The sequence below is a fragment of the Nostoc sp. genome, from assembly GCF_036917455.1.
Lineage (GTDB): Bacteria > Cyanobacteriota > Cyanobacteriia > Cyanobacteriales > Nostocaceae > Nostoc.
Genome location: NZ_JBALDK010000073.1, coordinates 42,583 through 68,096 on the forward strand (window position 1 = coordinate 42,583; position 25,514 = coordinate 68,096).

Here is a 25,514-nt window from a genome sequence, read left to right on the forward strand (position 1 = left end):
AAGTAAATCAATCAAGTACTCGCTGTCGTTAATTTTGAACTATTTGGAGTTATGTCTTGTGAAGTTCAATAAAAAACTCTCAATTATTTTTTGTAGTTTGACTACTGCTCTCCTTAATGCTGCTGTGATTACCAATACTTATAAGTCAGCAGCACAAGCAGATGGAGCAGAACTGATTACCAACGGGGGATTTGAAAACGATTCTCTTGTAGATCCAAATAATCCCAATGCTACAAATCCTAATCTTACAGGATGGATTAAAAATGGCGATCCGGTAGATACGTCGGGTACTAGGATTGACAATTTTGCTAACAGTGGTAACCAAGGTTTATCGCTTGGTGGATTTTCAGACTTGAGCTACATATCACAGAATGTCCCTACAGTCGTTAATCAATACTACCGACTTACTTTCTATTTAGCATCCACAGAGGAAGCACCCGATCTGGATAATAAATTTCAGGCTTTTATACGTGAAAAGCCGGTTTGTACGAAAACAAATACTTCTCACCAACCCTACACACAATACACGTTTTATTTTCAAGCCAAAGAAACATCCACCGAAATCAGGTTTGCTTCCAGAGTCAAATATGCATTTTTATATTTGGATGATGTGAGTTTCAAATCTACAGATCAACTAGGGCAAAACTCTGTATGTGACGCTCCTGGGAGTTAATAAGCCACAGAGCGCGAGCTAACCATCACTCTCCTCTCTTAAAATCCCAAGCGATATCTGGCTCTATAGTGTTGAGAATGCCACTTAAATTTATCTGATTAAAAAACTCCATCATCGGTTTATGGATAGATTATCTATGGTGAATAGTAACTCTTATCAACATAGATAAAGTGTTTATTTTTTTTACACCAATTAGAGCCAGCATAAATGTAACTATCAACTTGTTTGAATTGTCGGAATTTGGAATTATTTGGAGTAAACTTTCATGAAGTTAACTAAAAAACTCTCAATTATTGTTTTTAGTTTTACCACTACCTTAGCCAGCACTGCTATGATTATCGGTACTTATATTCCAGTAGCACAAGCACAACAATATAATCCTAACTATGTTGTAGATCCTCAAGACCGTGTTTTTAACGGAGGATTTGAACTCGACCCCCTCGTAGATCCTAATAATCCCAACACTACAAATCCCAATATTACAGGATGGAATAAATCTGGCGATCCCTTTGATACATCAGGAATTAAAATTAGCAATTTTCCCCAAAGTGGTAATCAAGGTTTAGCGATTGGTTCATTTGTAAATCCTGCTTACATATCCCAGAATCTGGCTACGACTATCGGTAGTAACTATAATCTCAGTTTCTCTTTAGGAACGGATGAAGATAGCAGTCAAGTTGATAATATATTTCAGGCATTTATCGATGAAAATAAAGTTTTTGAGAAAACAAATAGTATAAATACTGCTGGAAATCCCTTCACACAATATGACTTGAATTTTGTTGCCACAAAATCATCTACAGAGTTGAAATTGGGTGGTAGAGCTAGTTATGGTTTTTTATACTTGGATAGTGTGAGTGTAAAACCTGTGCCTGAACCATCAGCTATTGGAGGAATAGCAGTTACTGCTGGATTATTGGGAATATACCTGAAGAGAAGGAAGGCAATTAGCTAAAAAGAATAGCTCTTTTTTGTCACTCTCGGAAAACAATAGAGCGTAGACGCATAGCGACTTGTCGTTAGACATCGCTACACAATCTTAATGGAAAAGGTGCGATCGCTCTATTGTTTCTATAGTTAACTCAAATTTGATAGTCTAATGCAACTAAAACTTTGCCACAATGCTGATTTGTGGGTACAGCTTCCGGCATCTTTTGTGGTTGTTTCTGATAGTACTAGCATTCAACTTTATAAAATCAATATAGAGGTATTGACAAATACAGTAGCCCTAAATTAGTTATGAGAAAATAATAAGGTTGTGAATATCACTAGGTATTGGGTGCAAAATGTGGAGGCGATCGCTAACTGAATTGAACGGAGTCTCTTAAAAACTTCGTGAAATAAAAAGCGCATTTACACACAAACTTATAAGGTAATTAAAATGACTTACGATTCAGAAGATGTACAAAAAATCCTTGAAATAGCACTAACTCGCAAACAAGAAGGTAAATTTTCACGAGAACAGCTTCTAGAAATGGCATCGGAGTTAGGTATTTCTTCTGATATTTTAGAAACAACTGAAAAAAAGTGGTTCGCTGAACAAGAAGAGGAACGTTCGCTACACACATTTAATACTTTCCGACGCAGAGGCTTTTGGACGCATTTTGTTTCATTCCTAGCGGTGAATTTATTCCTTATTATCTTGAATTTCATCACTAGTCCTAGTTATTTTTGGGCTATTTTCCCAGTATTAGGATGGGGGTTAGGACTATTTTTTCATTGGTGGGGTGTTTATCAGAGTAAATCAGAAGATTACGAAATAGCCTTTCAGAAATGGCGTTCACAAATTTAACAAAAAGTCAAGTTAAATTGCCATAATTTTTTGTGGCGATCGCTTCACGAGTCACTGTGGCAGAAGTTAAAATACCCTTCACAAGCTGTTCAACTAGGGGCAATTCATGAATTCCCCTAATAAAAAATCAGGGTTCCGGCTATTGCCAACCTCTTTAGGGAACTCCAAAAAATAAATTATCCCATTTCTAGACTTCACTACGACTGTCCTTCCCCCTTCCCCCTGCTCCCTGCTTCTAAATCTGGGGCATCCTGAAACTTGAGTAGTTCTACAATCACACCCTGTAATCTCTGTGTTTGCTAATTTGCCAAAATAGAGATGTAGGCTAGAAGAACTAGGCTTTTAGCATAGCTTGATTGCCTACACTCAGGAGCAAGAGTCGGCTGGTTTGAAATAAGTAAGAGGAAAGGAATATGGACAACAGCAACTGGTTGCAACAGTTAATGATGGTGGGTCTTGGTACAACGTCTTTAGTAGCAGACAAACTGCGCCAAGTTAGTGATGACTTAGTTAAAGACGGTAAGCTCAATCCTGAGCAAGCCAAGGCAGTTATAGACGATCTTGCCCAGCAGTTAAAGTCAGAGCAAGGAAACTTCGATGTCCAAATGCAACGACAAATGCGAAATATGATGCAAGATTTGGGGGTAGCTCGCCAGTCGGAAGTGGACGAACTGCGCGGTAGAATTGACCGTTTAGAGCGTCAATTACGCGATTTAGAAAATAAGCTTTGGCGTTAAGATGTCCTTTGTGATTTAAACTAATTGTGTCCTATTGGTAATCTTTTTGCCAGGATACCTAAGTAAGGAGAACTGATTTTGAAACCAATTTTCCTCAGCGTGGCGTTCATGCTGGTGTGTGTTGTGCTTTTGGTTGTAGGGCAAGTAAGCAGTAAACAGAATACTGCCATTGCTGCTCAGTTAACCCAAACGCCGCCAGAGGCCACAACTGTAACTGAAAACAATATCTTAATTGCGAGTAATGCTATGTCTGATGCTAATGCCGTAACCACTCCCTCTGGATTAAAGTATGTTGAGTTAAAAGAAGGGACTGGGGCAACTCCTCAACCAGGACAAACGGTTGAAGTTCACTATGTTGGCACCTTAGAAGATGGTACTAAGTTTGATAGTTCACGCGATCGCGGCCAACCCTTCAGCTTTAAAATTGGCGTTGGACAGGTAATCAAAGGTTGGGATGAAGGACTTAGCACCATGAAAGTAGGCGGCCGTCGTAAGTTAATCATCCCCTCTGAGTTAGGCTATGGCGCGCGTGGTGCTGGTGGCGTGATTCCACCTAACGCCACTCTGCTGTTTGATGTGGAATTGCTCGGAGTTAAGTAATAAACTAGGGCATTGGGCATGGGGCAGAATTAAAATTATCTCTTTTCCCAATTCCCAATTCCCATTCCCAATTCAAAGGCTAAATTTTTAAATTTTGAAACTTTGTAAACTGTGGATTAAATAAAAGTTTCGCAGTTCCTGTAGGCCCGTTGCGGTGTTTAGCTATGATTACTTCTGCAATGCCGCGATCGGGTGTATCGGGAGAGTAGTATTCATCGCGGTATAACATTATTACTAAATCCGCGTCCTGTTCAATACTTCCGCTTTCTCTCAAATCAGATAACATGGGACGCTTATTAGTACGCGCTTCCACCCCGCGACTCAACTGAGATAAAGCAATAATTGGTACAGATAATTCACGCGCTAAACCTTTAAGTTGACGGGTAATTTTTGATAATTCTTGTACGCGATTATCGCCTGCTCCTTCCATCAATTGTAAGTAATCTATTACAATTAATCCTAATTCAGTTCCAACTTCAGCTTGTAGTCTTCTTGCCTGACTACGCATTTGTGTAACTGTAATATTCGGCGTGTCGTCAATATAAATCGGCATCTCGGAGAGAATACCAATAGCACGGCTTAGAGGTTCCCACTGTGTTTGGCTGAGGCGACCAGTTCGCAGATAACTACTTTCAATTTGCGCTTCGCTAGCTAATAGTCGTTGCGTCAGTTGCTCTTTAGACATTTCTAAACTGAAAACAGCAACTGGTAATTTATAAGAAGCGGCAATGTTATGAGCAAGGTTTAAGCAAAATGCTGTTTTCCCCATTGATGGCCGACCAGCGACAATAATCAAATCAGAACGCTGAAAGCCACTGGTCATGGCATCTAAATCGTAAAATCCGCAGGGAATTCCAGGTAAAGCGATACCTTGATTTCTATCTTCAATATCCTGGAAATTATTAATTAGAGTATCAGAAATATGAACTAAACCCGATTGGGGACGCTCTTGAGTCACACCGAATACTTTCTGTTCTGCTTGATCTAAAACAGTTGGTAATTCCGTTTCTGTCTCGTAACCAAGATGTACAATTTCATTGCCAGCTTTAATTAACTGTCGCCGCAGGTATTTGTCCATTACCAACCCTGCTAAGGCATCGATGTTCACAGCTGACACTGTGCGGTCTACCAGAGTTGCTAATTTATTTCTGCCACCTATGCGAGCAAGTATTTCATGGTCGGTCAGCCAACTTGTGACTGAGAGCAAATCTGTGGGTTTACCTTGGGTGTGGAGCCTCACAGCTGCTTGATAAATATCTTTGTGAGCGCTAATGTAAAAAGCTTCAGGAAGGAGGCGATCGCTAACTCGACTAATCGCTTCTGGATCTAGCAAAATACCCCCCAAAATCGCTTCTTCCGCCTCAATATTTTGTGGGGGGAGGCGATCGCTACCATCGCCTTTAAAATTCAGTTCTTCAGCCATAAACGATTTTAGTTTTGACGATTTTGCTAGAGACGCGATTAATCGCGTCTGTAGAGGAGTTAGGAATATTATTCACTCCCTCATCCCCCTCATCTTTGCGTCCCCCTTCTGAGTTAACTAGCGACGACTTGAATATCGATTTGTGCTACTACATCAGAATGCAGCTTGATTTCGGCTTGATAAGTACCAAGGTGGTTAATATCAGGGATGGTAATTCCACGCCGATCCACTTCTTGACTGGTGGCTGCCTTAATTGCATCTGCAACATCTTGGGTGGTGATAGTACCGAAAATTGCTTCGTTTTCACCAACTTGCTTGGCAATTGTCAAGCTACCAACTTTTTCAAGAGATTCTTTTTGCTCAAGAGCTTGTTGTCTGAGTTCTAATTGCCGCTGACGCTCTTGCTCACGACGGCGTTCTACTTGCTTGAGAATACCAGGAGTGGCATTAGTTGCCAATTTCTGGGGAATCAGATAATTACGAGCGTAGCCAGGAGCGACTTCCACTAAGTCGCCAGATTTCCCCAGCTTGCTGATATCCTGATTTAAAACCAACTGTACGCGTTTCGCCATCGTTTTTCCTGTAAAATCTGATTAATTTGGGTAAGGCTTGATAGCTCACAATGTCACTGCTGTATTCCAAGCTTCTTTGCCTACACCCTAAAGCTTACAGATCGTAGCGAAAGGAAGGGTGCGATCGCAACTATTCCCACTAAAAAATTGAAGCAATGGGGAATGGGGCAGGGAGCAGGGGAGCAGGGGAGCAGGGGAGCAGGGGGACAAGGAGAATAACTATGCCCAATTTCCAATTCCCAATTTCCAATTCCCAATTCCTAAAAGTTATTTTTCATTTCCCGTATCCGCGCGAAGGTTTGCACCCCATCGCTACTCTTAACAGTTAATTGTAATGATGACTGATCCCAACGTAAAAATGGATTGGTGCGCTTCTCCACTCCCAGAAGCGAGGGGATGGTAGCTTCTCCTCGACTACGGTAAGCTTTTACTTCATTGAAGCGTCTTTGTAAGTCCGCGTTGTCACCATCTACAGTTAGAGCAAATTGCAGATTGTTCAAGGTGTATTCGTGGGCACACCAAATGCATGTATTATCCGGTAGAGAGCGCAGTTTGCTTAAAGAGTCTACCATTTGGGTCGGTGTTCCTTCAAACAAGCGACCGCAACCGCCAGAAAATAGGGTATCGCCACAAAATAAATCGCCTGTCTCACTAGCTTTTTCGGGGGGAAAGTAGTAAGCGATATGAGCGCGGGTATGTCCAGGAACGAAGATAACTTCAGCTATGCGGTCTGCAAACTGGACGCGATCGCCTTGTCGCAAAAATACTTGCTGTCCAGGAATTCTCCCACGATCCTCCGCTCCTCCATAAACTATCAGTTGGGGGAATTGTTCGATTAATTGTTTATTACCACCCACATGATCGTTATGGTGGTGGGTATTGAAAATTGCTACCAACTCAGCTTTTAATTCTGCTAGTTTCTTTAATACTGGTTGAGACTCGGCTGGATCGACAACAGCCGCGATATTTTGTTTCTCGTCATGCAACAAGAATATATAGTTGTCTGAGAGTGCTTCCAGACGGATTACCTGCATTATCTCTGCCTCTATTATTAGTAAAACGACTGGGAAAAACCAAACTATGTTAACAAAATTAAATTAGACTAAAACCCTCTTCCCTCGTGCCTCCTGCCTAATCCTGATGATAAATATTCACGGCAACCTACTTAAAACAGATGTTTGGTATTCAGTAACAAGGCAACTTGCACAAACCACATCCAGTATTTATACTTTATTCAATATAACTGTAATTTACTAGTAATTATAATATATACAAATATATTATTCTGGTAAATACACTTAAAATAACCAAAATAAATCGCAATTTCTCAGTGAATTTTCTCTGGTAATAACCGCAAAGACAAAGTTATATTCATTTTGTAATTTTCTGCTAAGGGGATACAAAAAAATTTATTTTTTGGATATATCTAATTTAATTGATTAAAATTAATTTTATGTGGATAATTTTGAATTTTGAAAGCTTTACCCAATATCATTAATTTTAATTTTTCCAGGCTTTATGTATGTTAGTTATTTCTGCAAAATCTGGACAGCTAGGAAACAGATTATTGTCATTTGCTAATTTTATAGCATTTGCAATTGAAAATAATCTCACAGTTATAAACCCAGCTTTTGAAGAGTATGCTGATTATTTTTTGTCAACTTCTCAAGACTTTTTATCTTGCTATCCTCCTCCAGTAGTTTCAATTTCAGGAAACAAATTACTACGCAAATCTTACTACAATTTTAATCGCTTTTTAGCTGAAAGCGGCCGCTTTCAGACAATTAATATTAAGCGTAATCAGCCTTTTAATTGGAGTAATTCAATTATTACAAAAGAGTTGAAACCAGGCTCTCTAAACTTTTTTCAAGGATGGATGTTTCGTGATGGATGGTTTGTAGACGATCTATCAAATCTCCAAAAACATGGAGAAAAAATTCGTGCTTACTTTCAACCTTTAAAGAAGTATCAGCTTAATGTAGCAAATCTAATATCACAGATACGTAGTGAGACTGATGCGATCGTTGGAGTCCATATCCGTCAGGGGGATTACCAAGAACATCAAAACGGCAAATATTTTTATTCATTTGAAGATTATTTAAAGGTTATGGAATCAGCTAAAGCACTATTTCCTAACAAAAAAGTGACATTTTTGATTTGCTCAAATCAGAAGCAAAAGGAAGATCATTTACAACATTTATCTTATGTTTATGGCAACAATCATATAATTGAGGATATGTATTCTTTAGCAGAATGTGATTATATTATTGGCCCGCCTAGTAGTTATAGCATGTGGGCATCATTTTATGGTAAGCGGCCTCTCTATATGATTAGGGATGTAAATAAAACCTTAAAAATCGAAGATTTTGTTCACTTTTATGAATGGCAAGGAGTTTTTTACCCTAACGAGGACTGGAGTAAAAGTGTTTGGGAATGGACACATTAAATTAGCTCGGTATACTAGGAACAAAAGTAATAATTATTTAAATTGTTTTATTTATGAAGACAGAAACTAGAGGTTTTATTACAATCTTAACCGGACTCTACTCTTTTCAAGATTGTATTCATTTTTTAGCGGCAGTTAGAAAATTTCATCAAGAGCCGATTATTATTTTAATTGACCAAGTACCAATAATTCTTTATCCTTTGCTCAAGGCATTCAAAAATGTAATTTTAAAGCCAGCACCTGCGAATGAAAATACTGTTTTAGCATCGCGGCAAGCAAAACTAGCTCTATATGCAGCTTCTGAGTTTGATAAAACGATTTACCTAGATTCAGATATTTGTTTACTTTCGGATATCAATGATGTCTTTGACTATTTAGATGAATATGACTTTTTGCTAACTGAAGATGTTCAACCTTCTATTTTAAAAGCCACAAATTTATTACGTGGTAAACAAGAAGACCTTTTGCCAAATGTTTTGCCAATTCTGCAATCAGTAGGATTACCATTACAAGCAGATAGTGTGCAATATAATGGCGGTTTTATGGCTTTTCGGAAAACAGAAGTAACCAAGATATTGTTTGAAGAATTTAAACAGTATTTTGAGATTGTCAAAAATAACCAAGATAAATTACTCCTAAAAGATCAAGGAGCTTTTGCTTCTGCGATCGCATCTGTACGTCCTTACATGAAAATCTTACCACCTACCTATAATTATCTCAGTAAGTGGCAGGATGCTTATGATATTCAGGATAAAATTAAAGTTCTTCACTGTACTTATCCTTATCGACCTCAGTATGCTAAAGATATTAGTCGTTCATTGTATACAAGGCTTTTCGACAGATTCGCTAAAGTATTTTTACCGAATCAAGTGACAAATCCTTGGCGAATTAAATAAAAACAAGTATAAAAATAGTGAAAAATTTTTCCAAGATATCGCTGTTGGTTTCTGATTTATCAAGTGCAGCTATTTTGCGTGCATACTTGATAGCAACAGCCCTGAGAAATTTAGAATATGAAGTTGAAATTATCGGTTTTTTATTTGGAAATAACTTATATCGAAATTTACCGTCAGAATTAAACGTTTATAATTTGCCAGGCAAAAATTTTCCAGATTTTTTTGGAGAAATTCAAAAAATTTTACCAAAAATTAATGGAGATATAATTTATGCAATAAAACCACAAATAGCAAGTTTTGGAGTTGCCTTATTAAAAAAAATCTTTAGCCGCAACCCGTTAATTTTAGACATAGATGATTGGGAACTCAGTTGGTATGGTGGCGACGACTGGCATTATAGCCTTACACCCAAACAATTAGCCAGAGACTTGTTGAAATCAAACGGCGCACTCAGAAATCCTTATCATCCTTTGTACGTGAAATGGATGGAAGGTTTGGTAAATCATGCTGATGCTGTGACAGTGCATACTAACTTTTTGCAGCAGCGTTTTGGCGGTACATTTGTCCCCAATGGTAAAGATACTACTTTATTCGATCCCTCTGGATATGATGCTGAGTCCAGCAGAAATCGTTATGGTTTATCTGAATATCGTATTTTAATGTTTCCTGGTGCGCCAAGACCCTATAAAGGTCTAGAAGATGTTCTCATAGCACTCGATAAAATTAATCAACCAGACTTAAGACTAGTGATTGTCGGTGGCAGTCCTTATGATGATTACGATCGACAACTTCAAGAAAAGTGGGGACGCTGGATTATCAAATTACCAAAGTATCCAGCTGATGTTATGCCCGATCTGGTAGCAGCTGCTCACATTGTAGTCGTTCCCCAGCGAGATACCCCAGAAACTCGCGCTCAATTTCCCCTGAAGTTGACAGATGGAATGGCAATGGCTAAACCTGTATTATCAACACGTGTTGGAGATATTCCCAAAATTTTAGGCGATACTGGTTATTTAGTCGAGCCTGCTTGTCCTGAACAGATTACTGAAAAAATTCAATTGATTTTTGAGAATTTAGAGTCAGCAAATCAGAAAGGTATTAAGGCAAGAGAAAGATGTGTGGAACACTATAGCATAGAGGCTATGGCTTCTGTGCTTAAGTCAGTAATTGCTCGGTTGTGAATATTTATAGGTTGTGATGCATTTAAAAAGGGATTTTCATTTCCTCTTTGTGCCAAAGCATCTCTGGTATTTTATCTGGAAAAATTTATAGAAACTGGTGTTATAGGTGTAGCTGTGCTTTTACGGAGTTGAGAGATGAAGATTATTTAGTTTGATTTATTTGAGAATTAGCTATTTTAGCAATTAATTGGTGAATAATATTAATAAGTGAAATTGGCATAAAAATATCCAATGTCTACCAGAAAACTACTACTAAGATTCGCTAAACCCTATCCAGGTTTGATTCTGCTGACAATATTGTTAGGATTTTCTGGAGCTTTATTTAATGGGATCAGCACAGCTTTAATTGTGCCAGTGGTTTTAAAAATTGTGGGGCAAGAAGTAGATTTAAGTACCGCCCCTCCCATCTTAAAAAGGTTGATATCTCCCTTTGATAATACTCCAGAAGCTTACCGAATAGGAGTAATGTCTGGGGCAATTATATTCACAATTCTTTTAAAGAATTTAGCTACTTATGCCAGCACATTAGCATCGAGTTCTTTAACCCGAAAGCTGACATCTGATATGCGCGAAACTGGCTTAAGGCTATTATTAGAAATTGATCTAGATTATTATGCAAAGACAAAGGTTGGTGATTTAATCAACCGTCTTGGTGGAGAAATTGGCAGGGCTGCAAGTGCTATAGGTAGTACGGTCAAGATAGTTATTCTGGTAATCACAGTTTTAGTTTTTGTCGCTTTATTGCTGTCAATTTCTTGGCAGTTAACAATTGTCGCTACGCTTTTGCTGTCCTTGGTGACGTTAGTAAATCAGTATGCCATTTCTCGATCGAGAACTTTTGGCAAACAGCTTAGTGAGATGTCTAGAGCATACTCAGTCTCTGTACTGGAAACTTTGAACGGAATCCGACTGGTAAAGGCGACTGGAAATGAACAAAAAGAATATCAACGGATTAAAAAATTAATTCGCGATCGCGAGTTAGCAGATTTTCAGTCTCAGGTTAATTCGGAAGTGATTACACCTCTGAGTGAGGTAATGGGTATTACAGCTTTACTGCTGATTGTACTTTTGAGCAAAACCTTCTTTGCTGACCAAGTTTCTTCTCTTTCTACCGTACTGCTGACATATTTATTAGTGCTGCTACGAGTGCTGCCATTAATTTCTCAGTTAAATACTATTCGCAGCAACTTTGCCAGTACCGCCGCTAGTGTAGATGTGACAAATGAATTTTTAAGCCTCCACGATAAACCTTTCATGGAGAAGGGTAAACTTCCCTACACAAAATTAGAAGAGGGAGTGTCTTTTAATTCTCTTTGCTTTGCCTACCCTGGTCATGAAAAGTTGGTACTCAAAGACGTAAATTTATATTTACCGCGCGGTACAACCTTAGCATTGGTAGGAGGATCTGGTGCTGGTAAATCCACTTTGGCAGACCTTTTGCCCAGATTTTACGATCCGATCGCTGGCAATATTACCATTGACGGCACCGATTTGCGGGAGTTCGATCTTATAACCGTGCGAAAGCGGATGGGCATTGTCAGTCAAGATACCTTTCTTTTTAATGACTCGGTGCAAAATAACATCGCCTATGGGCGTGCAGAGGCTAGTGAGGATGAAATTCTGACAGCAGCCAAGCGGGCAAATGCTTATGAGTTTATCAGCAAATTGCCTCAAGGATTTGATACCCTAATTGGCGATCGCGGCGTGATGTTATCTGGTGGACAAAGGCAAAGATTAGCGATCGCCCGCGCCCTCCTCCAAAATCCCGAAATTCTGATTTTAGATGAAGCCACTAGCGCTTTAGATACTGTTTCCGAACGCTTAGTACAAGCTGCACTTGATGATCTTAGCCGCGATCGCACCACTTTAGTCATTGCTCACCGCCTTTCCACGGTCCAAAAAGCCAATCAAATAGCCGTATTAGATCAAGGACAGGTAGTAGAAGTAGGAACCCATGACGAACTTTTACAAAAAGGTGCTTACTACTCACGCTTGTACTCAATGCAATTTGCAGAACGTCCTGAAACTGTTACTAAACACAATCAAAGTTTGCTCCGCATTTCTCACGAAATTCGGACGCAGATGAACTCGATGATTGGATTTCTCCGCTTATTACTTGATGATTTAGTAGACGATTCCCAAGAACGGCACGAATTAATAGAAGACTCTTATAAATCAGCTTTGAGAATTCTCAACACCATTGATGTTTTTGAGGATGTTATTAATTTGCAAATCAGTGGGCAAATGCTGTCAATCTCTGACCAAAATCAAAATATTATCAGTAAGCATTATCAAATTTTTAATCAAATTTCCGTTGAGTTTCGGACTTCTCTCAATCTTATCCTTAGCTCTCTCCGCTCTCTAGCTGATAACTTGACATACACCACAGAAGAACAAAATGGTTTAATTACTGAAAGTTATGAGTCGGCTATCTATCTGCTCGATGACTTAGGAAAATTTGAGAATAGTATTAATGTCTAAAGTTATGAAAAAGCCTCCTTTAAAACAGCACTATATTTTTTTTATTGGTGAAGAATTACCTCAGCCAGAGGCTCACCTAGTACAGTCTACAAATGCAGCTAATGCCGCCGCGAATTTGGGATACTCAACAGTTTTGGTATACCATGACAAAGCAGCAAAAGCTAGTAATTCAGTTAATTTATTACGTCCTTTTCAACCGATAAAAACACCAGTAGAACTTGTTCAATATTACAATCTCCATGACAAATTAAAAGTTGCTCCCTTACCAATGCCTTGGCCGATTGACCATTTTAGGAGCAAATTTACTGACTCTAATACCATTGCCAGCAAGTATTATTTACCATTTCATATACTTCCAACTACTAAACTTGTCCACAGTCGCAACTGGAATTTTATCAAAGCTGCCATCAAAAATGGCATTCCGGCAATTTATGAACACCACCACCATGAAGAGAAACCTTTTGAGCCAGAAATTGTTACAAATCCACTTTTGCAAATTGCTGTTACAGTTGTAGACACCATCCGCGAAAGCATGATTGAAAATGGGATGCCGCCAGAAAAAGTCATTAAGCTACACAATGGTTTTAACCGCTTATTTATGGAAAGACAACCAGAAAAAGCGGCAGAATGGCGGAAAAAATTGTTGCGAGACGAAAGCCAATATTTGGTAGTTTATGCGGGAGCTTTGCAGCAATTTAAAGGGATTGATGTACTAATTGATGTGGCTAATCAAATGCCTAATGTGCAATTTGCCTGTGCAGGTGGTAAGCCAGCAGAAGTTGAATACTATCAGCAATTAGTAAAAGAAAAACAGGTTCATAATATTAAATTTTTGGGCTATATCTTGCATAATGAGTTAGCATCTTTGCTACAAGCAGCTGATGTTTTAGCTCACCCTCATTGTTCGGGAAAAGCGGCAACTTTCACGTCTCCCTTAAAGCTATTTGACTACTTCGCTTCTGGAACTCCCATTGTAGCGACGGAAATTCCATCATTAGTTGAGTTTCAAAATACTCAGTCTATTACTGCTTGGTGTGAGCCAGATAATTCCAGCAAATTTGCCGAAAATCTAAAGCGGGTTTTAGAAACTCATCCCAGAAAAGTAGAGGGTTATCCAGATAGTATCGAGTTTGTCAAGCAGTTTTCTTGGGAAAATCGAGCGGCAAAAATCCTTAGTTATGTTGATGAATCTCTGCTTCCTCTATTTATCGCATAAAAAAGAATGTAGAAGACAAATGACAAATGACTAATAACTAAAATGACTATCAAAACTGTAGGTATGATTAGCAGCTATCGAGGTTTAGAAACTAGAGCCGATTGGCTATGGCAACAAACCCCGCATCAATTTGGAGTTTGGGGCAATATGCAAATGCAAGCACTAGCAACCAAGCCAGATTTTCTACTGATGTATCAATTTGATTTTCCCCAAGCAGCGCCACAAAAATCTTGGTTAGATAGTTTTCGCAAACAGCGCCAGAAATCAGTAGTAAATGTTGATTCTCTCCTGCGTGGTGTCAACAAAGAGCGAATTATTTATTTGTTAAGAGAACCGCCTTTAGATGAAATTGTCGAAATAACTAATCATAATTATCAACAAGCCCAGAAGTATTGCGGCTACATTTCTGGCCCCGATGATTTTGCTCCTACTCCTGACTATATGCCTGCTATTTGGTATCACTCAAATTCATTTCAAGATTTAAATGAAATGCCACCGCCTCAAAAGGTTGCTCCGTGTAGTTGGATTACTTCAGGTATTAACCGCACAGCCAAGCATCGCCAGCGTTTAGACTTTTTGCAGTCACTACAATCTAGTGGCATTAAATTTGATTTATATGGGCGCAACTTACCAGAATCGGCTAAGAAGTCAGGAGAACTAGGTAACAAATGGTATGGCATGGCTCCATACTATTACAATTTGGCAATTGAAAATTATGCTGATAATAATTGGTATGTGAGCGAGAAACTTTGGGATAGTTTACTTGCGTGGTGTTTACCAATTTACTATGGTGGCCCGGCTGCTGATAAATTATTGCCACCAGGTAGTTTTTTGCGGCTGCCTAGTTTAGATGAAAAAGGTATTGCCTACATCAAAGAGGTTACAGCTACACCTGATGCTTGGTATGCTGCCAAAGATGCGATCGCAGAAGCACGTCAAATCATTTTACATAAATTAAACTTGCTTAACTGGTTATCAAACTTTGTCGATCAACACTCATAAATTATGAATGGTATTTGTACCCTTGGCAATGATTATGTTTTCGATCAACTGGTGGCTTTGCTCAACAGTATTGATGTTATTTTAGGCTCAGAAACTCCTGTTTGTATCTATCCTTTTGACGATCGGACACAGCGAATTGCTGATGAAATAGCTAAACGCCCTAATGTATTTATTTACGATAATCAGGAATCGATCAACCGTTGGGATCAATTTATGCTCTCAGCAGCGCCAGAACGATTGAATCCTAGTAAATCACGTTTGTATGGCGCTCACCGTCGTTTTTGCGCTTTTGATGGGCCATTCGATAAATTTATCTATTTAGATGCAGACACCTTAGTGATGAACTCACTAGCAACAGTGTTTGAAAAGCTAGATACTTATGATTTTGTTGTCTACGATTTCCAATTTAAAGACGTTAGTAAAATATACAATGTTAATTCTCCTAAATTACAAGAAACTTTCGAGCAAAAGCGCATAGATTCCGAAATATTTTGTTCAGGCTTCTATGGCGCAAAACGGGGAATATTTAACTCAGAACAAAGAGATTTACTGATATCCTATTTACAAAATGGTGAGGCGGAAATATTGTATGGCGGTGCTGGCGAACAACCATTGATTAACTACATGGTAATGAGGTCTAATCTTTCTATTTATAACTTTGCTCGCCAACTGCCAGATAATCAAAAAACCGGATGTTCTGCTACGTCTAAGCACTTCGAGGAACGAGAACACCTTCTTTATGACAAAGGCAATCGATTAACTTACCTTCATTACATTGGTATTCCTCCTCATATAAATCAAGCAGTCTGTGCTGGAGAAAATATTGAGTTTCCCTATCGAGATTTATTTCTCTATTATCGTTACTTACATGAACCAAAGAAGTCTCCAGTCTTTACAAATCCTCCTAAGAATTATAATGACGCTCCAGTACCAAATTTACTTACCAGGGCTTTGCGAAAATTTAAGTTAATCAACCAAGGATAATTTATGAGCAGGGGAATTTATATTGTTGCTAATGACCGCGTTATCGATAATGCGATCGCTTTACTCAATAGCATTCGTTACTATGACCCAGAAGTAACTATTTATCTCATACCATTTAATGAAAATTATCACAAGGTAGCAGAGCAGGTTGCTACCTTACACAACGTGCAAATTTTTCCAGATTTAGAACTTATTGATAAATTTACTAAACGCATCGGAGAAATTTTTGATAGAGATTTCCTCGCCTTACCCAATAAGATGCGTAAACTTGTGGCGTGGTTTGGCCCTTTAGATGAGTTTATCTATATTGATACAGATATTGTCGTTTTTGAAAAAATCGCCGACAATTTAGACAAACTTTCAGAAGTCGATTTCTTCTGTTGTGATTACCATCATGCCAATGACAAGTTGCGAAATATTTTTTCCTCATTTGTAACAGAGCAGCAAATTTTTTCCGATGCCCAACTTCAAGACGTTTTTAACAGTGGCTTTTGGGCTTCCAGAAAAGGAGTTATTACCGAACAACAAATGGATGAAGCTTTACGAGAGTGTGCGGCGCATCGTGAATATTTCGATTTTTCTGAAGGAGTTACAGACCAACCAATTTTAAATTATCTTGTTCTCAAACTAATTTCTAAACGGGGAAATCTCGTTAAAATTCCTGGGGGTGGGCCTGGTAGTTGGGCTGGTTCGCAAAATTTCCAGCAGCAAGATTACGCCCTTTATGACCGAGGACAACGATTAAAATATCTTCATTGGGCTGGTACGCAAATGAAAACTGGTAGTCCCTATTGGCAATTGTGGGAACACTATCGCTATCTCCATGAAGGCAAATTCGCTTTCATCCCCAAACTGACTCGCCGTTTATTTCCCTTTGTTGCTGCCCGCACTTAATATTAGGAGTATCCCAATGATTGATGGCATTTACATCCTAGCGAATGATGTTGTCTATGACCAACTAGTTGCTTTACTTAATAGCATAGAAGCTAATGCTGGTAGACCAATTCCTGTTTGTGTAATTCCATATAATGAGCGGTTAGACAAGGTAAAAGCAGAGGTTGCAGCTAGAGATAATGTCACCTTATTTGAAGATTATGCTTCCATTGCTCGCTGGGAAGATTTTGGTTCTCGGATTTGGAAAGCTCATCCAAGAGCGTTAAAACTGTGGCAAGAATATGGCTTACCAGAGAATTATCGGGTAGAAAGACATCGAAAACTTTGCTGTCTGGATGGCCCTTTTAACAAGTTTATCTTCTTTGACGGAGATACGTTGTTAATGAAACCACTGGATGATGTTTATCAAAAGTTGGATGAATATGATTGGCTCGCGAATGACTTTCAATATAAGTCGGATTTGGATTATATTTTTAACTGGACAGAAGATAAGCTAGAAAAAGTTTTTTCTCTCAAAAATATTAGTAAGAACGTTTTTTGTTCTGGTTGGTTTGCTTCTAAAAAGGGTGTGTTTGATGATGTAATGCTAGCAAACTTACTAGAAAAGTTACAAGCAGGTGAAGCTGATGCACTGGCGTGGGCAGATTCCGATCAAACAGTTCTCAACTATTTAGTTTTACGAAGTGGGATCTCTTACTATAATTACGCTGCTCATACTTCAGCGACTGGGAACCACTGGAGTTCTAAATTTGATGTTGTAGATAATGTTCTTTACGACCAAGGAAAACCCCTGACTTACATTCATTATATGAGTGTATCTTCTTCAGATTTCGCGAGGCTTTGCACTGGTGAAGATGTTAATATCCCATATCGAGATGTGTTTTTGCATTATAGATATTTAAAGTCACCAGAACAAAGACCTAAAAGCTTTAAGCGTCAGAGTCCATTAATCCGTCTACAAAAGACTACTACAATTTTTTTAAATCAAAAAGTCAGCAATATTAGGCTTAACTATCGTAATTTTAAGAATAGAATTACTAAATAATTAAGGAAGGCAAGACTTAAAGTTTTTTGAATTTGTAATTAATTTATTGCTCAATTATCGGTAATAAAAATTAAAGTCTTTCAAAGTTATAATTCTTAAACGCAGTAAATTATATAAATACTTAAGAGTTTTATTGATTTTAAGTATAATTCTTTTTCCCATAAAGCGTTCGGGGTATTCTAGCTTTGCTTGTTGCTCAAAATATATTGCCATGTCCTCCATTTTCGACTCTCCCTTTTTTATTCTGACGAATTCAACTCTATTCTTAAAGAAAGAGATACCCTCCATTGCACTCCATCTTACAGGTAAACCAGCTTTAGCAGAGGCTAAACCTATTGCATTTCCTTCGGAGTCATAGAGTCCGTTTAACTCACAATAAGATGCGATAATTTCCCACTGTTTAAGAAATTCTATTTCCTTTCCAGAGTCTTTTGTAACTGCAAATAAATATTCGTAGACAAAGTTAATATTTTCATTTTCTAGTTCTAGATTTAACTTTGAAGCGGCCTTTTTAGCTACTTGAAACTCCTTCAAAAGTTTGGCATCAGGATTACCAGCTAGAACTTTAGCATACTTTTTAGGCATGTTTTCACAACCTCTTGCCGTTATTCCTGGTCTTGAAATCCATTGCGGATATTGTGGAACTGGTGCCAATATTCGCATATCTGCATCAATGAATATGCATGAATTAAACAGAGATAAACCCTTGGCTATTGCAAATCTTTTGTCATGGTAAAACTTCACACTTTGTTGTTTATGCTGAAATGCTAAAACGTTAGACTGTTGGCTAAAGTCGCTAGGAGAGTCAGTTAAAACAATAAAAGAACTATTAGGTGAATATTTTTTGATATCTTTTGCTAATAACAATGCAAGATCGCGATAGTTCTTACCACAGGCTAAAGTACAAAAACAAAATTCTTTTTTGTCTTGATTCATAGCTTTTTACGCTCCTTCTAATTAAATAAAAATCTGCAAGGTCAAAATTTTAAACAAAGTTGAGTATACTTTGAATCATAGTTTCTACTTAAATGAGTAGATATACTGCTGATATAATTTTCAGTATTTATACGTAATTTTAACGCAATTAAATCTTTAATTTATGAAGTTGAAGTAAAGTAAAGTAAAAAACAAGTATTCACCACTAGCTAACGATCTCATTTTTCGTAGATATCATTGCTGGCGGTGAGAATTTACAGTAATTTATATGTTGGTGAAGCGTTCTACTATCTAAGAAAAAGAATCTAAACATCTAAATCTAAAGATTGCATACCTTCACGTTCTATAAAGGTCATCATACTTCCTAGTTGCAACCAAACTAGCAAACAAGTAAACAAGCTAATTGGTAGACCAACTCCTAAAGCCAAGGTGGAGGGAAAGCCAAATATCTCTAAACCGGAAGAGAGAAATAGACAAGTACCACCGGTTATGCCGATAAATGGGACAAGTAATTGTTTCAGTGAGGAACGTGACTTAGTATTTTCTCCTCGTTCGCTTGGCCAGTTCTGCACAATTACTTTTAAAGTACCAGATAATGCTAAACCAGATGTTAATGCTGTCAAAAAGCCAACAAGTAAGAGGAAATAAGGCGGTTGTAGAGGAAAATAGTACATTAAAACTCCTGATTATATTAAATTTTTTTAGTTTTTAATTACTGATTGGTTTCCAGTAAAAGGCTCAAGGAATGCAGATTTTGGGAGAATAGCGGCTGCACTTTCTCTAGATAAATTTGTTAAAATGCCGATCGCTACATTTAATAAACGATCCGGTTTTAAGTCATCTTTTACCAGGTTCCACAGGCGTTGGACATCTTCGGTGTGGAGGCGGTCATCTTCGGTGAGAGCCAGTACCAGCTGTCGCCGCAGAAACTTGCCTTCTTCGGACATTAGATATTGGAAACCCATCTGGGCTGTGGGCAATACGTCAAAGTTGTTATCACTGCGAGCGATCGCAATTAAATTCTCTAACCGTTGCCACTGAAATTTACCATCTTTGAATAACACATTCAATAATCGCCGCCGTAATTCTGGCGATTCCCCTGTCAGTAACCGCCGTGCTATGTAGGGATAACCCACTTCCACAATTTTGAAATCTGGGTTGAGGCTCAGGGCAATACCTTCTTGAGTCACCAAGGAACGAATAATCAAAGCAAACTTCGCCGGAACTCGGAAAGGATATTCGTACATCAATTCCGAAAACTCATCGGTAATCGTTTTGAAGTTAAAATCTTTGACGTTTTTGCCAATGGCGTTTCCTAACACCGCCTCTAAGGCTGGCACTATCGGGCAAATATTCGTGTCTGGAGTCAAAAATCCTAATTTTACAAAGTCTTCGGCTAAGTCGGTATAGTCTTTATTCACCAAATGTACTAGCGCATCCACCAGTGTTTCTTTGGTGTTTTCCTCCAACTGATCCATCATGCCGAAGTCAATATAAGCCATTCGACCATCGGTTACAGCAAATAAATTACCCGGATGGGGGTCAGCATGAAAGAAGCCGTGTTCCAGGAGTTGTTGCAATCCTGAAGTAACACCAATTTGGATAATCGCTTCTGGATCTAAACCTGCTTGGCGGATGCTTTGAGTATCTGTTAGCTTGAAGCCGTTAATCCATTCCAGGGTTAAAACGTGGGTATTGGTATAACGCCAGTAAATTTCTGGAACTTTAACTTGTGGGTCATTGCGGAAGTTGCTAGCAAAGTGTTCGGCGTTACGGCCTTCATTTATATAGTCAATTTCTTCAAATAGCTTCGTGCCAAACTCATCCACGATTAAAGTTAGGTCGTGACCGAGATTGAGAGGCAACCAAGGAGCTACCCAACTCGCCCCCCAGCGCAATAAGTAGAGGTCGCGGGTGAGAATTGGGCGTAAGTTGGGGCGTTGCACCTTCACTGCCACTTCTTCGCCACTGAGCAGACGACCACGGTATACTTGACCCAAGCTAGCAGCAGCTACTGGATGAGGTGACAGTTCGCTAAAACTTTCATGAATTGGACGGTCTAGCTCGGTTTCGATAATCTGGTAAGCGATCGCATTATCGAAAGGTGGTAGCTGATCCTGTAACTTGATCAGTTCTTCTAGAAAATCCTTACGGATTAAGTCAGGTCTGGTGGAGAGGGCTTGACCAACTTTAATAAAAGTCGGGCCGAGGCTGGTGAGCAGTTCTCGCAACTGGACAGCTCGTTTACCCTTGTTTTGCTCAACTTTGTCTAGCCATTCGTCCCACTTGAGACTAAATATAAATCCTGCAAAAGAGGAGATAATTCTCAGCACTCGCCCCCATGCTAGCCAGGGACGGTAACTATAATAGCGAGCGATCGCATCTGGATTATAGAGTTTTAACTGAGTAGGTTGATACTGACCCACGCCTTTATTTGCCCTTCAACTGAAAAATTTACAATTGTTGTTTCTCTACTCAACCCACAAGTTAGTTGCAGGTAAAAGGTAGCAGTAGTTTTTTATCTAAAACAACTCGAACCCTGCCTTTTTGGGATACTGTTCAAGATAGTTTTAGCATTTGTTACTGCCTAGATTTGTTTATCTTTTTCTTAATCATACTTTATAAAACTACAACTAATTATCCATCTTTTTGATGATTTATCTTTTCTTAACCTTATTTTTTATAAATATAAATATTTACCTGTATATACAAATTTGAGTACCAGATGACAACTCAGTAACTATGTTTCTTATCAGCTACATATTGTAGTAAGTAGATAAACTTAAATTAAACAGAAAACGCTCAGGATAAGGATTTAGAACTTTCCATAGAAGTCGTGAATCTTGATATTATGTTTATTTATACCCACTTAATTAAGTGAAAAATACAATATTACATGTGTCAAAAATAACTGCTAAATAAAAATCAACTTTTTGTTAAAGAGTGTATAAGTAGCTAGATTATGATTAAATTTAAAACGTTCAATAGAGTAATTACCATTGTTTGGACGATTTTCAATAGCATGAATCAGGGCGATACCTGCGGCGGGCTACGCCTACGCCAGTTCATACTCATCGTAAAAAATCTGTGAATAAAGGCGATGACGTTTCCGGTGCAGTTACTCATCTTCAATACGGTTCATTTGAGGCGGGTATAGTAGCAGAAAAAAATAAATATACAAACCTTGTTGTTGCCAACGTTGCCAGTATTGTTTAACTTTTTTGCTGCAATGAAATGATTCTCCGTCTTGAATAATGACAGTTATTTTACCCCAAAGCATTGCCTTCTATAGTCAAAATTTCTTTTCGCGCTAGTTTGCGGACAACACCTTTATCTTGCGGTGTGGCAGTTTCCCCATGAATTATCCGGCAAAGTAAAAGGATGGGATCGAGATCGAGGCGAAGGCTAAGGTAGGGCTGCTCCTTGGATGCTTCCAGAATTTGGCTGACAATCGGCAGTTCGACCGTAGCAAGCAGATAATGCATTGGCCCGCATTTCTCACAAGCTTGAGGAGAAGGAGGGGCAGAGGGGAAAGAACTTGGTGATTTGAACTCTCCTCTGCTCCTCTGCTCCCCTGCTCCCCTGCTCAAGCTAAGATGTGGTGAGAAATTCGGAATTGGGTCGTACTGATAGCGATCGCTGCCTAGAAGAACTTCTTTGCTACCCTGAGCGATCGCACAAAAGGCAGGGATAGAGACACTATGAATGCCCACCTAAAGACATACAGGAAATGACCGTACTTCTTCAGGCCGCCGTCGAACGCGGCGTTACATTCTTTGTTTACGAGAAGCCACCACTAGCATCAAGGCGTTGCTATCCATCAGCGATCGCAAATTGTCACCAACTATATTGACACTTGTAGGCCGATCGCCCTTCATCCGAGATGCGATCGCCATTTTCGCATCGTCTAGTAATGGTTCCCACTCCCTACCAAAAAAGCGTACAGGTTCATGTTCTAACTGCGATGTCTAACGACAAGCCGCTTTGCATCTACCCAAACCTTGTTGAAATTCCAACATTTGTTTAGGACAAGCACCAAAATATCCATGATTCAGAAACGTCACAATTGAGTTAAGCGACCATAGATATCTGAAAGATAATCCAAAATTTAAAATTAATAAACTCCCCAGGCCGGATTCGAACCAGCGACCAATCGATTAACAGTCGATCGCTCTACCACTGAGCTACTGAGGACCACTCACGATTTATAATCTTAGGGCTAAAAATAGTATTTGGCAAGTACTTTCGCCAACATTTTTTTAAGATGCTTAATATAAGATAATTTTTGCAGCCAAAATCCATTCAGAAACTTAAGCAGAGACTCTTAAATACCAAATATCTACTATAATCCCATTCGTAATTCAGCCAAACGCTGCCGTGCCTTAGCATCAATAGCATTAGCTAAAAACCTACTCTTTGATTGTTTACGCGTATGATACTTCTGTCGCATCCGGCAGACGGTAGCTTCAACTTCCCCACAGAGTTGTTGTGCCGACAACCATTCAGCCCCATACCCCTGTATCATCAACTGCTGCGCCCGATCTGATGTAGCAACAATCACACGAGAAATCAAAGATTGGGCTATTTGGTGGCGAAAAGAAGCACAAGATTTTTCAATATAAGTATCTGCGGTCTGCCCAAAATCAGTGTAATAAACAGATAAAAGCTCAGTAATTATTTCTTTATTACTAGAGGTGTTCTGATATTGGGCATCAAAAACTATCTGAGTTGCATAACCTTGAAATGCACTATAACCAGTCATTGCTTCCACAAGTTCGCCCCGTGCAGCCTCCAATCCAACGCTATCGCGCGTTTTTTTAAGGCAAGGCCAAGCGCCTATTATATTGTAGCCGTCCACTAACAAAACGGCTTGGAGTAAGGAACGGGACATGATTTTTAATCACAATTTTCTAGAGTTAACAAAATTCATTCATAAGTTTTATAATAATTGATGCATTGTCTGTAACACTATGCTACATAGGATAAAAAATACAGTAGCTTGACAAAACTCAAACCTAAGATAGACGTACTAACTTAAAACGCGCCTTAGTTAGTTTAAAAGGCGCGTTGCAGTTCTTTTTAAGTAGTGGCGAAAATCGAAAATACTGACTTAAAAGACTACCTGTAAAGTAAAAAGTACTTAGGATTTTGAAATCCTAAGTACTTTTTACTTTACTTAGCTCATAGCCCTCAGCACTTAATTAAGAGGCTTCGCTGTGTACCTCCATCAGACGTTGTTTGAGACGTTGGGTTTCACCTCTATCTACCAGAGAGCCTTTTTCTAGCAAAAAAGCGCCGTCACAGTAATTTAACTCGTCTAATCGATGTGTTACCCACAGGGCTGTGAGCCCTCTACTTTTAACAAGGCGACGGACACTAGCAACTAAATCCAACTGGCTATCTGGATCTAGTAAGGCAGTAGGTTCATCTAATAATAAGACTTCACAGCGACGGGCGATCGCACCTGCGATCGCCACTCGTTGTTTCTGTCCCCCCGATAGTGCATATATAGGTCGTCGTTGCAGGGTAAGCAAATTCACCGCCCCTAGCGCCTCCTCAACCCTGGCTCTAGTGGCAGCAGGTGGCAACTTTTCTTCCACCAATCCAAAAGCCACATCAGCACCAACCGTTGGCATCACCAGTTGATGATCTGGATTTTGGAAGACAAAGCCAACGGGGTGCAAAACCCGAATTTCGCCAGATTCAGCAGCTAATAACCCGGCCAGCAGTCTCAGTAACGTTGATTTTCCACTGCCATTTGTACCCAAGAGCATCCAAAACTCACCCTTGGGTACTTCTAAAGAGCAAGATTTGATAACTTTCTCTCCATTTGGCCAACTGAAATTTAAATCCTTGACTTCAATGCCCACTTGAGCCATTTGTCAACCTTGGTTACTCAGCAGCTACAGCGAAAAAGCCCGGTGGTCTACCACCACCAGGGGTTGTACCATCTTTCTGAACAATCTGCACCCCAGAAATTTCACTAGCGCGGACAGCAATTTTTTTCTCTGTCTTGCCCTCACACTTGAGTTCTACAATGTCAGGATTCCCAGAACGGATGGCTGCCAAAATTAGCTGATACACAGCCTCAGCATCCTCAGCTGACTTACGTTGTACCGAGATAGGGAAAGCAGTGTTTCTGATGCTTAAATCGATGGTAAACATTTAGCAATAATCAAATTTAACTGTGGACTCATTTTAGCGTCAGCTGACTGATTCTAGGGAAATGGGCATTGGAAGAGGCAGAGGGGCACTTAACTGAGGGGAGAGGGCAGGGAGCAGAATTCAAATTATCTCTTTCCTCTTCGCTCCCTGCTCCCCTGCCCCACATCTTGATCTAGCCTCATCTGGATCAAAAATTAATTTTTATGAAAAAACCCCTAGAAAAATTAGCGATTTACACTTAATATTATTAAAGGTGTGTAAAAAATTGTAAACTTGGTTAACAACCCGGTTAACTTTCTGCTTATAGAAGGCTTTTATATAGCCATCTATAATACAGATACAACCTGTACTTATAAACATTTGGAGATTTGCTCTAATGACCATCGCAGTTGGACGTGCGCCCAGTAGAGGGTGGTTTGACGTTCTAGACGACTGGCTCAAGCGCGATCGCTTCGTATTCGTAGGTTGGTC

26 protein-coding genes and 1 tRNA gene are annotated in these 25,514 nt (G+C 39.1%); 15 read left to right on the top strand and 12 right to left on the bottom strand.

All coding sequences use genetic code 11. The annotated features are described in order from the left end of the window. The first annotated feature begins 58 nt into the window (after nucleotides 1–58). The 5 genes from V7K42_RS08315 to V7K42_RS08335 all read left to right on the top strand — a co-directional run bounded on the left by V7K42_RS08315 (nucleotide 59) and on the right by V7K42_RS08335 (nucleotide 3,802). A complete protein-coding gene (locus V7K42_RS08315; protein ID WP_334915204.1) occupies nucleotides 59–673 on the top strand; it encodes a DUF642 domain-containing protein in 615 nt (204 codons plus the stop codon). Nucleotides 674–938: 265 nt separating this feature from the next. Next, nucleotides 939–1,628 carry a PEP-CTERM sorting domain-containing protein gene (locus V7K42_RS08320; RefSeq protein WP_334915206.1) on the top strand — a complete coding sequence of 230 codons (690 nt, stop codon included), beginning with the start codon at nucleotides 939–941 and terminating at the stop codon, nucleotides 1,626–1,628. A gap of 426 nt (nucleotides 1,629–2,054) precedes the next feature. Further along, complete coding sequence (locus V7K42_RS08325) at nucleotides 2,055–2,465, top strand: 2TM domain-containing protein (protein WP_334915208.1); 411 nt, start codon at nucleotides 2,055–2,057, stop codon at nucleotides 2,463–2,465. Between the two features lie 413 nt (nucleotides 2,466–2,878). Next, the gene (locus V7K42_RS08330; RefSeq protein ID WP_322645318.1) at nucleotides 2,879–3,202 is read left to right on the top strand and encodes a phasin family protein; all 324 of its coding nucleotides are present in this window, start codon (nucleotides 2,879–2,881) and stop codon (nucleotides 3,200–3,202) included. A gap of 78 nt (nucleotides 3,203–3,280) precedes the next feature. Continuing rightward, complete coding sequence (locus tag V7K42_RS08335) at nucleotides 3,281–3,802, top strand: FKBP-type peptidyl-prolyl cis-trans isomerase (RefSeq protein WP_334915210.1); 522 nt, start codon at nucleotides 3,281–3,283, stop codon at nucleotides 3,800–3,802. Nucleotides 3,803–3,881: 79 nt separating this feature from the next. On the opposite strand, the gene dnaB is transcribed toward V7K42_RS08335, so the two are convergent. The 3 genes from dnaB to gloB all read right to left on the bottom strand — a co-directional run bounded on the left by dnaB (nucleotide 3,882) and on the right by gloB (nucleotide 6,831). Next, nucleotides 3,882–5,225 (bottom strand): replicative DNA helicase, encoded by a 1,344-nt coding sequence (gene dnaB, locus V7K42_RS08340; RefSeq protein ID WP_334915212.1) that lies wholly within the window; start codon nucleotides 5,223–5,225, stop codon nucleotides 3,882–3,884. Nucleotides 5,226–5,338: 113 nt separating this feature from the next. Beyond that, a complete protein-coding gene (gene rplI / locus V7K42_RS08345; RefSeq protein WP_322645315.1) occupies nucleotides 5,339–5,797 on the bottom strand; it encodes a 50S ribosomal protein L9 in 459 nt (152 codons plus the stop codon). A 260-nt stretch (nucleotides 5,798–6,057) separates the two neighbouring features. After that, nucleotides 6,058–6,831, bottom strand: a complete 774-nt coding sequence (gene gloB, locus V7K42_RS08350; RefSeq protein WP_334915215.1) for a hydroxyacylglutathione hydrolase — start codon at nucleotides 6,829–6,831, stop codon at nucleotides 6,058–6,060. A gap of 488 nt (nucleotides 6,832–7,319) precedes the next feature. Between gloB and V7K42_RS08355 the strand changes: the two genes are divergently transcribed. The 9 genes from V7K42_RS08355 to V7K42_RS08395 all read left to right on the top strand — a co-directional run bounded on the left by V7K42_RS08355 (nucleotide 7,320) and on the right by V7K42_RS08395 (nucleotide 17,942). Then, the gene (locus tag V7K42_RS08355) at nucleotides 7,320–8,243 is read left to right on the top strand and encodes an alpha-1,2-fucosyltransferase (protein ID WP_334915217.1); all 924 of its coding nucleotides are present in this window, start codon (nucleotides 7,320–7,322) and stop codon (nucleotides 8,241–8,243) included. A gap of 53 nt (nucleotides 8,244–8,296) precedes the next feature. Further along, entirely contained in the window at nucleotides 8,297–9,139 is an 843-nt protein-coding gene (locus tag V7K42_RS08360) for a hypothetical protein (RefSeq protein ID WP_334915218.1), read from the top strand. Nucleotides 9,140–9,156: 17 nt separating this feature from the next. After that, a complete protein-coding gene (locus V7K42_RS08365; RefSeq protein ID WP_334915220.1) occupies nucleotides 9,157–10,320 on the top strand; it encodes a glycosyltransferase family 4 protein in 1,164 nt (387 codons plus the stop codon). Nucleotides 10,321–10,551: 231 nt separating this feature from the next. Beyond that, on the top strand, nucleotides 10,552–12,801 hold the full coding sequence (locus tag V7K42_RS08370) for an ABC transporter ATP-binding protein (RefSeq protein WP_334915222.1): 2,250 nt from the start codon (nucleotides 10,552–10,554) through the stop codon (nucleotides 12,799–12,801). Beyond that, nucleotides 12,794–14,017, top strand: coding sequence for a glycosyltransferase family 4 protein (locus V7K42_RS08375; protein WP_334915224.1), 1,224 nt, complete (start codon nucleotides 12,794–12,796; stop codon nucleotides 14,015–14,017). Before V7K42_RS08370 ends, V7K42_RS08375 begins: the two co-directional genes overlap by 8 nt. 42 nt (nucleotides 14,018–14,059) lie before the next feature. Then, the gene (locus V7K42_RS08380; RefSeq protein WP_334915226.1) at nucleotides 14,060–15,019 is read left to right on the top strand and encodes a glycosyltransferase family 10 domain-containing protein; all 960 of its coding nucleotides are present in this window, start codon (nucleotides 14,060–14,062) and stop codon (nucleotides 15,017–15,019) included. A 3-nt stretch (nucleotides 15,020–15,022) separates the two neighbouring features. Next, on the top strand, nucleotides 15,023–16,003 hold the full coding sequence (locus V7K42_RS08385; protein WP_334915228.1) for an Npun_R2821/Npun_R2822 family protein: 981 nt from the start codon (nucleotides 15,023–15,025) through the stop codon (nucleotides 16,001–16,003). A 3-nt stretch (nucleotides 16,004–16,006) separates the two neighbouring features. Beyond that, complete coding sequence (locus tag V7K42_RS08390; protein WP_334915230.1) at nucleotides 16,007–16,897, top strand: Npun_R2821/Npun_R2822 family protein; 891 nt, start codon at nucleotides 16,007–16,009, stop codon at nucleotides 16,895–16,897. Between the two features lie 16 nt (nucleotides 16,898–16,913). Then, nucleotides 16,914–17,942, top strand: a complete 1,029-nt coding sequence (locus tag V7K42_RS08395) for an Npun_R2821/Npun_R2822 family protein (RefSeq protein WP_334915232.1) — start codon at nucleotides 16,914–16,916, stop codon at nucleotides 17,940–17,942. Between the two features lie 54 nt (nucleotides 17,943–17,996). Here the strand turns inward: V7K42_RS08395 and V7K42_RS08400 are convergent, their stop codons facing one another. From V7K42_RS08400 to V7K42_RS08410, 3 genes are all read right to left on the bottom strand, one after another. Further along, a complete protein-coding gene (locus V7K42_RS08400) occupies nucleotides 17,997–18,878 on the bottom strand; it encodes a hypothetical protein (RefSeq protein ID WP_334915234.1) in 882 nt (293 codons plus the stop codon). A 305-nt stretch (nucleotides 18,879–19,183) separates the two neighbouring features. Beyond that, on the bottom strand, nucleotides 19,184–19,552 hold the full coding sequence (locus V7K42_RS08405; protein ID WP_334915235.1) for a hypothetical protein: 369 nt from the start codon (nucleotides 19,550–19,552) through the stop codon (nucleotides 19,184–19,186). 27 nt (nucleotides 19,553–19,579) lie between these two features. After that, nucleotides 19,580–21,304 (bottom strand): ABC1 kinase family protein, encoded by a 1,725-nt coding sequence (locus V7K42_RS08410; RefSeq protein WP_334915237.1) that lies wholly within the window; start codon nucleotides 21,302–21,304, stop codon nucleotides 19,580–19,582. A 661-nt stretch (nucleotides 21,305–21,965) separates the two neighbouring features. On the opposite strand from V7K42_RS08410, the gene V7K42_RS08415 reads away from it, so the two are divergent. Further along, nucleotides 21,966–22,094 carry a hypothetical protein gene (locus tag V7K42_RS08415; RefSeq protein WP_334915239.1) on the top strand — a complete coding sequence of 43 codons (129 nt, stop codon included), beginning with the start codon at nucleotides 21,966–21,968 and terminating at the stop codon, nucleotides 22,092–22,094. 50 nt (nucleotides 22,095–22,144) lie between these two features. Here V7K42_RS08415 and V7K42_RS08420 read toward each other — a convergent pair whose 3' ends face one another. The 6 genes from V7K42_RS08420 to V7K42_RS08445 all read right to left on the bottom strand — a co-directional run bounded on the left by V7K42_RS08420 (nucleotide 22,145) and on the right by V7K42_RS08445 (nucleotide 25,043). Further along, nucleotides 22,145–22,591 (bottom strand): AraC family transcriptional regulator, encoded by a 447-nt coding sequence (locus tag V7K42_RS08420; protein WP_334915241.1) that lies wholly within the window; start codon nucleotides 22,589–22,591, stop codon nucleotides 22,145–22,147. A gap of 54 nt (nucleotides 22,592–22,645) precedes the next feature. Continuing rightward, the gene (locus V7K42_RS08425) at nucleotides 22,646–22,774 is read right to left on the bottom strand and encodes a hypothetical protein (RefSeq protein ID WP_334915243.1); all 129 of its coding nucleotides are present in this window, start codon (nucleotides 22,772–22,774) and stop codon (nucleotides 22,646–22,648) included. A 226-nt stretch (nucleotides 22,775–23,000) separates the two neighbouring features. Further along, nucleotides 23,001–23,072, bottom strand: a tRNA-Asn gene (locus V7K42_RS08430). A 148-nt stretch (nucleotides 23,073–23,220) separates the two neighbouring features. Then, the gene (locus V7K42_RS08435) at nucleotides 23,221–23,769 is read right to left on the bottom strand and encodes an NYN domain-containing protein (protein ID WP_094332286.1); all 549 of its coding nucleotides are present in this window, start codon (nucleotides 23,767–23,769) and stop codon (nucleotides 23,221–23,223) included. A gap of 310 nt (nucleotides 23,770–24,079) precedes the next feature. Then, nucleotides 24,080–24,757 carry an ABC transporter ATP-binding protein gene (locus tag V7K42_RS08440; protein ID WP_334915245.1) on the bottom strand — a complete coding sequence of 226 codons (678 nt, stop codon included), beginning with the start codon at nucleotides 24,755–24,757 and terminating at the stop codon, nucleotides 24,080–24,082. Between the two features lie 13 nt (nucleotides 24,758–24,770). After that, nucleotides 24,771–25,043 (bottom strand): hypothetical protein, encoded by a 273-nt coding sequence (locus V7K42_RS08445; protein WP_012410874.1) that lies wholly within the window; start codon nucleotides 25,041–25,043, stop codon nucleotides 24,771–24,773. Between the last annotated feature and the right edge of the window lie 471 nt (nucleotides 25,044–25,514).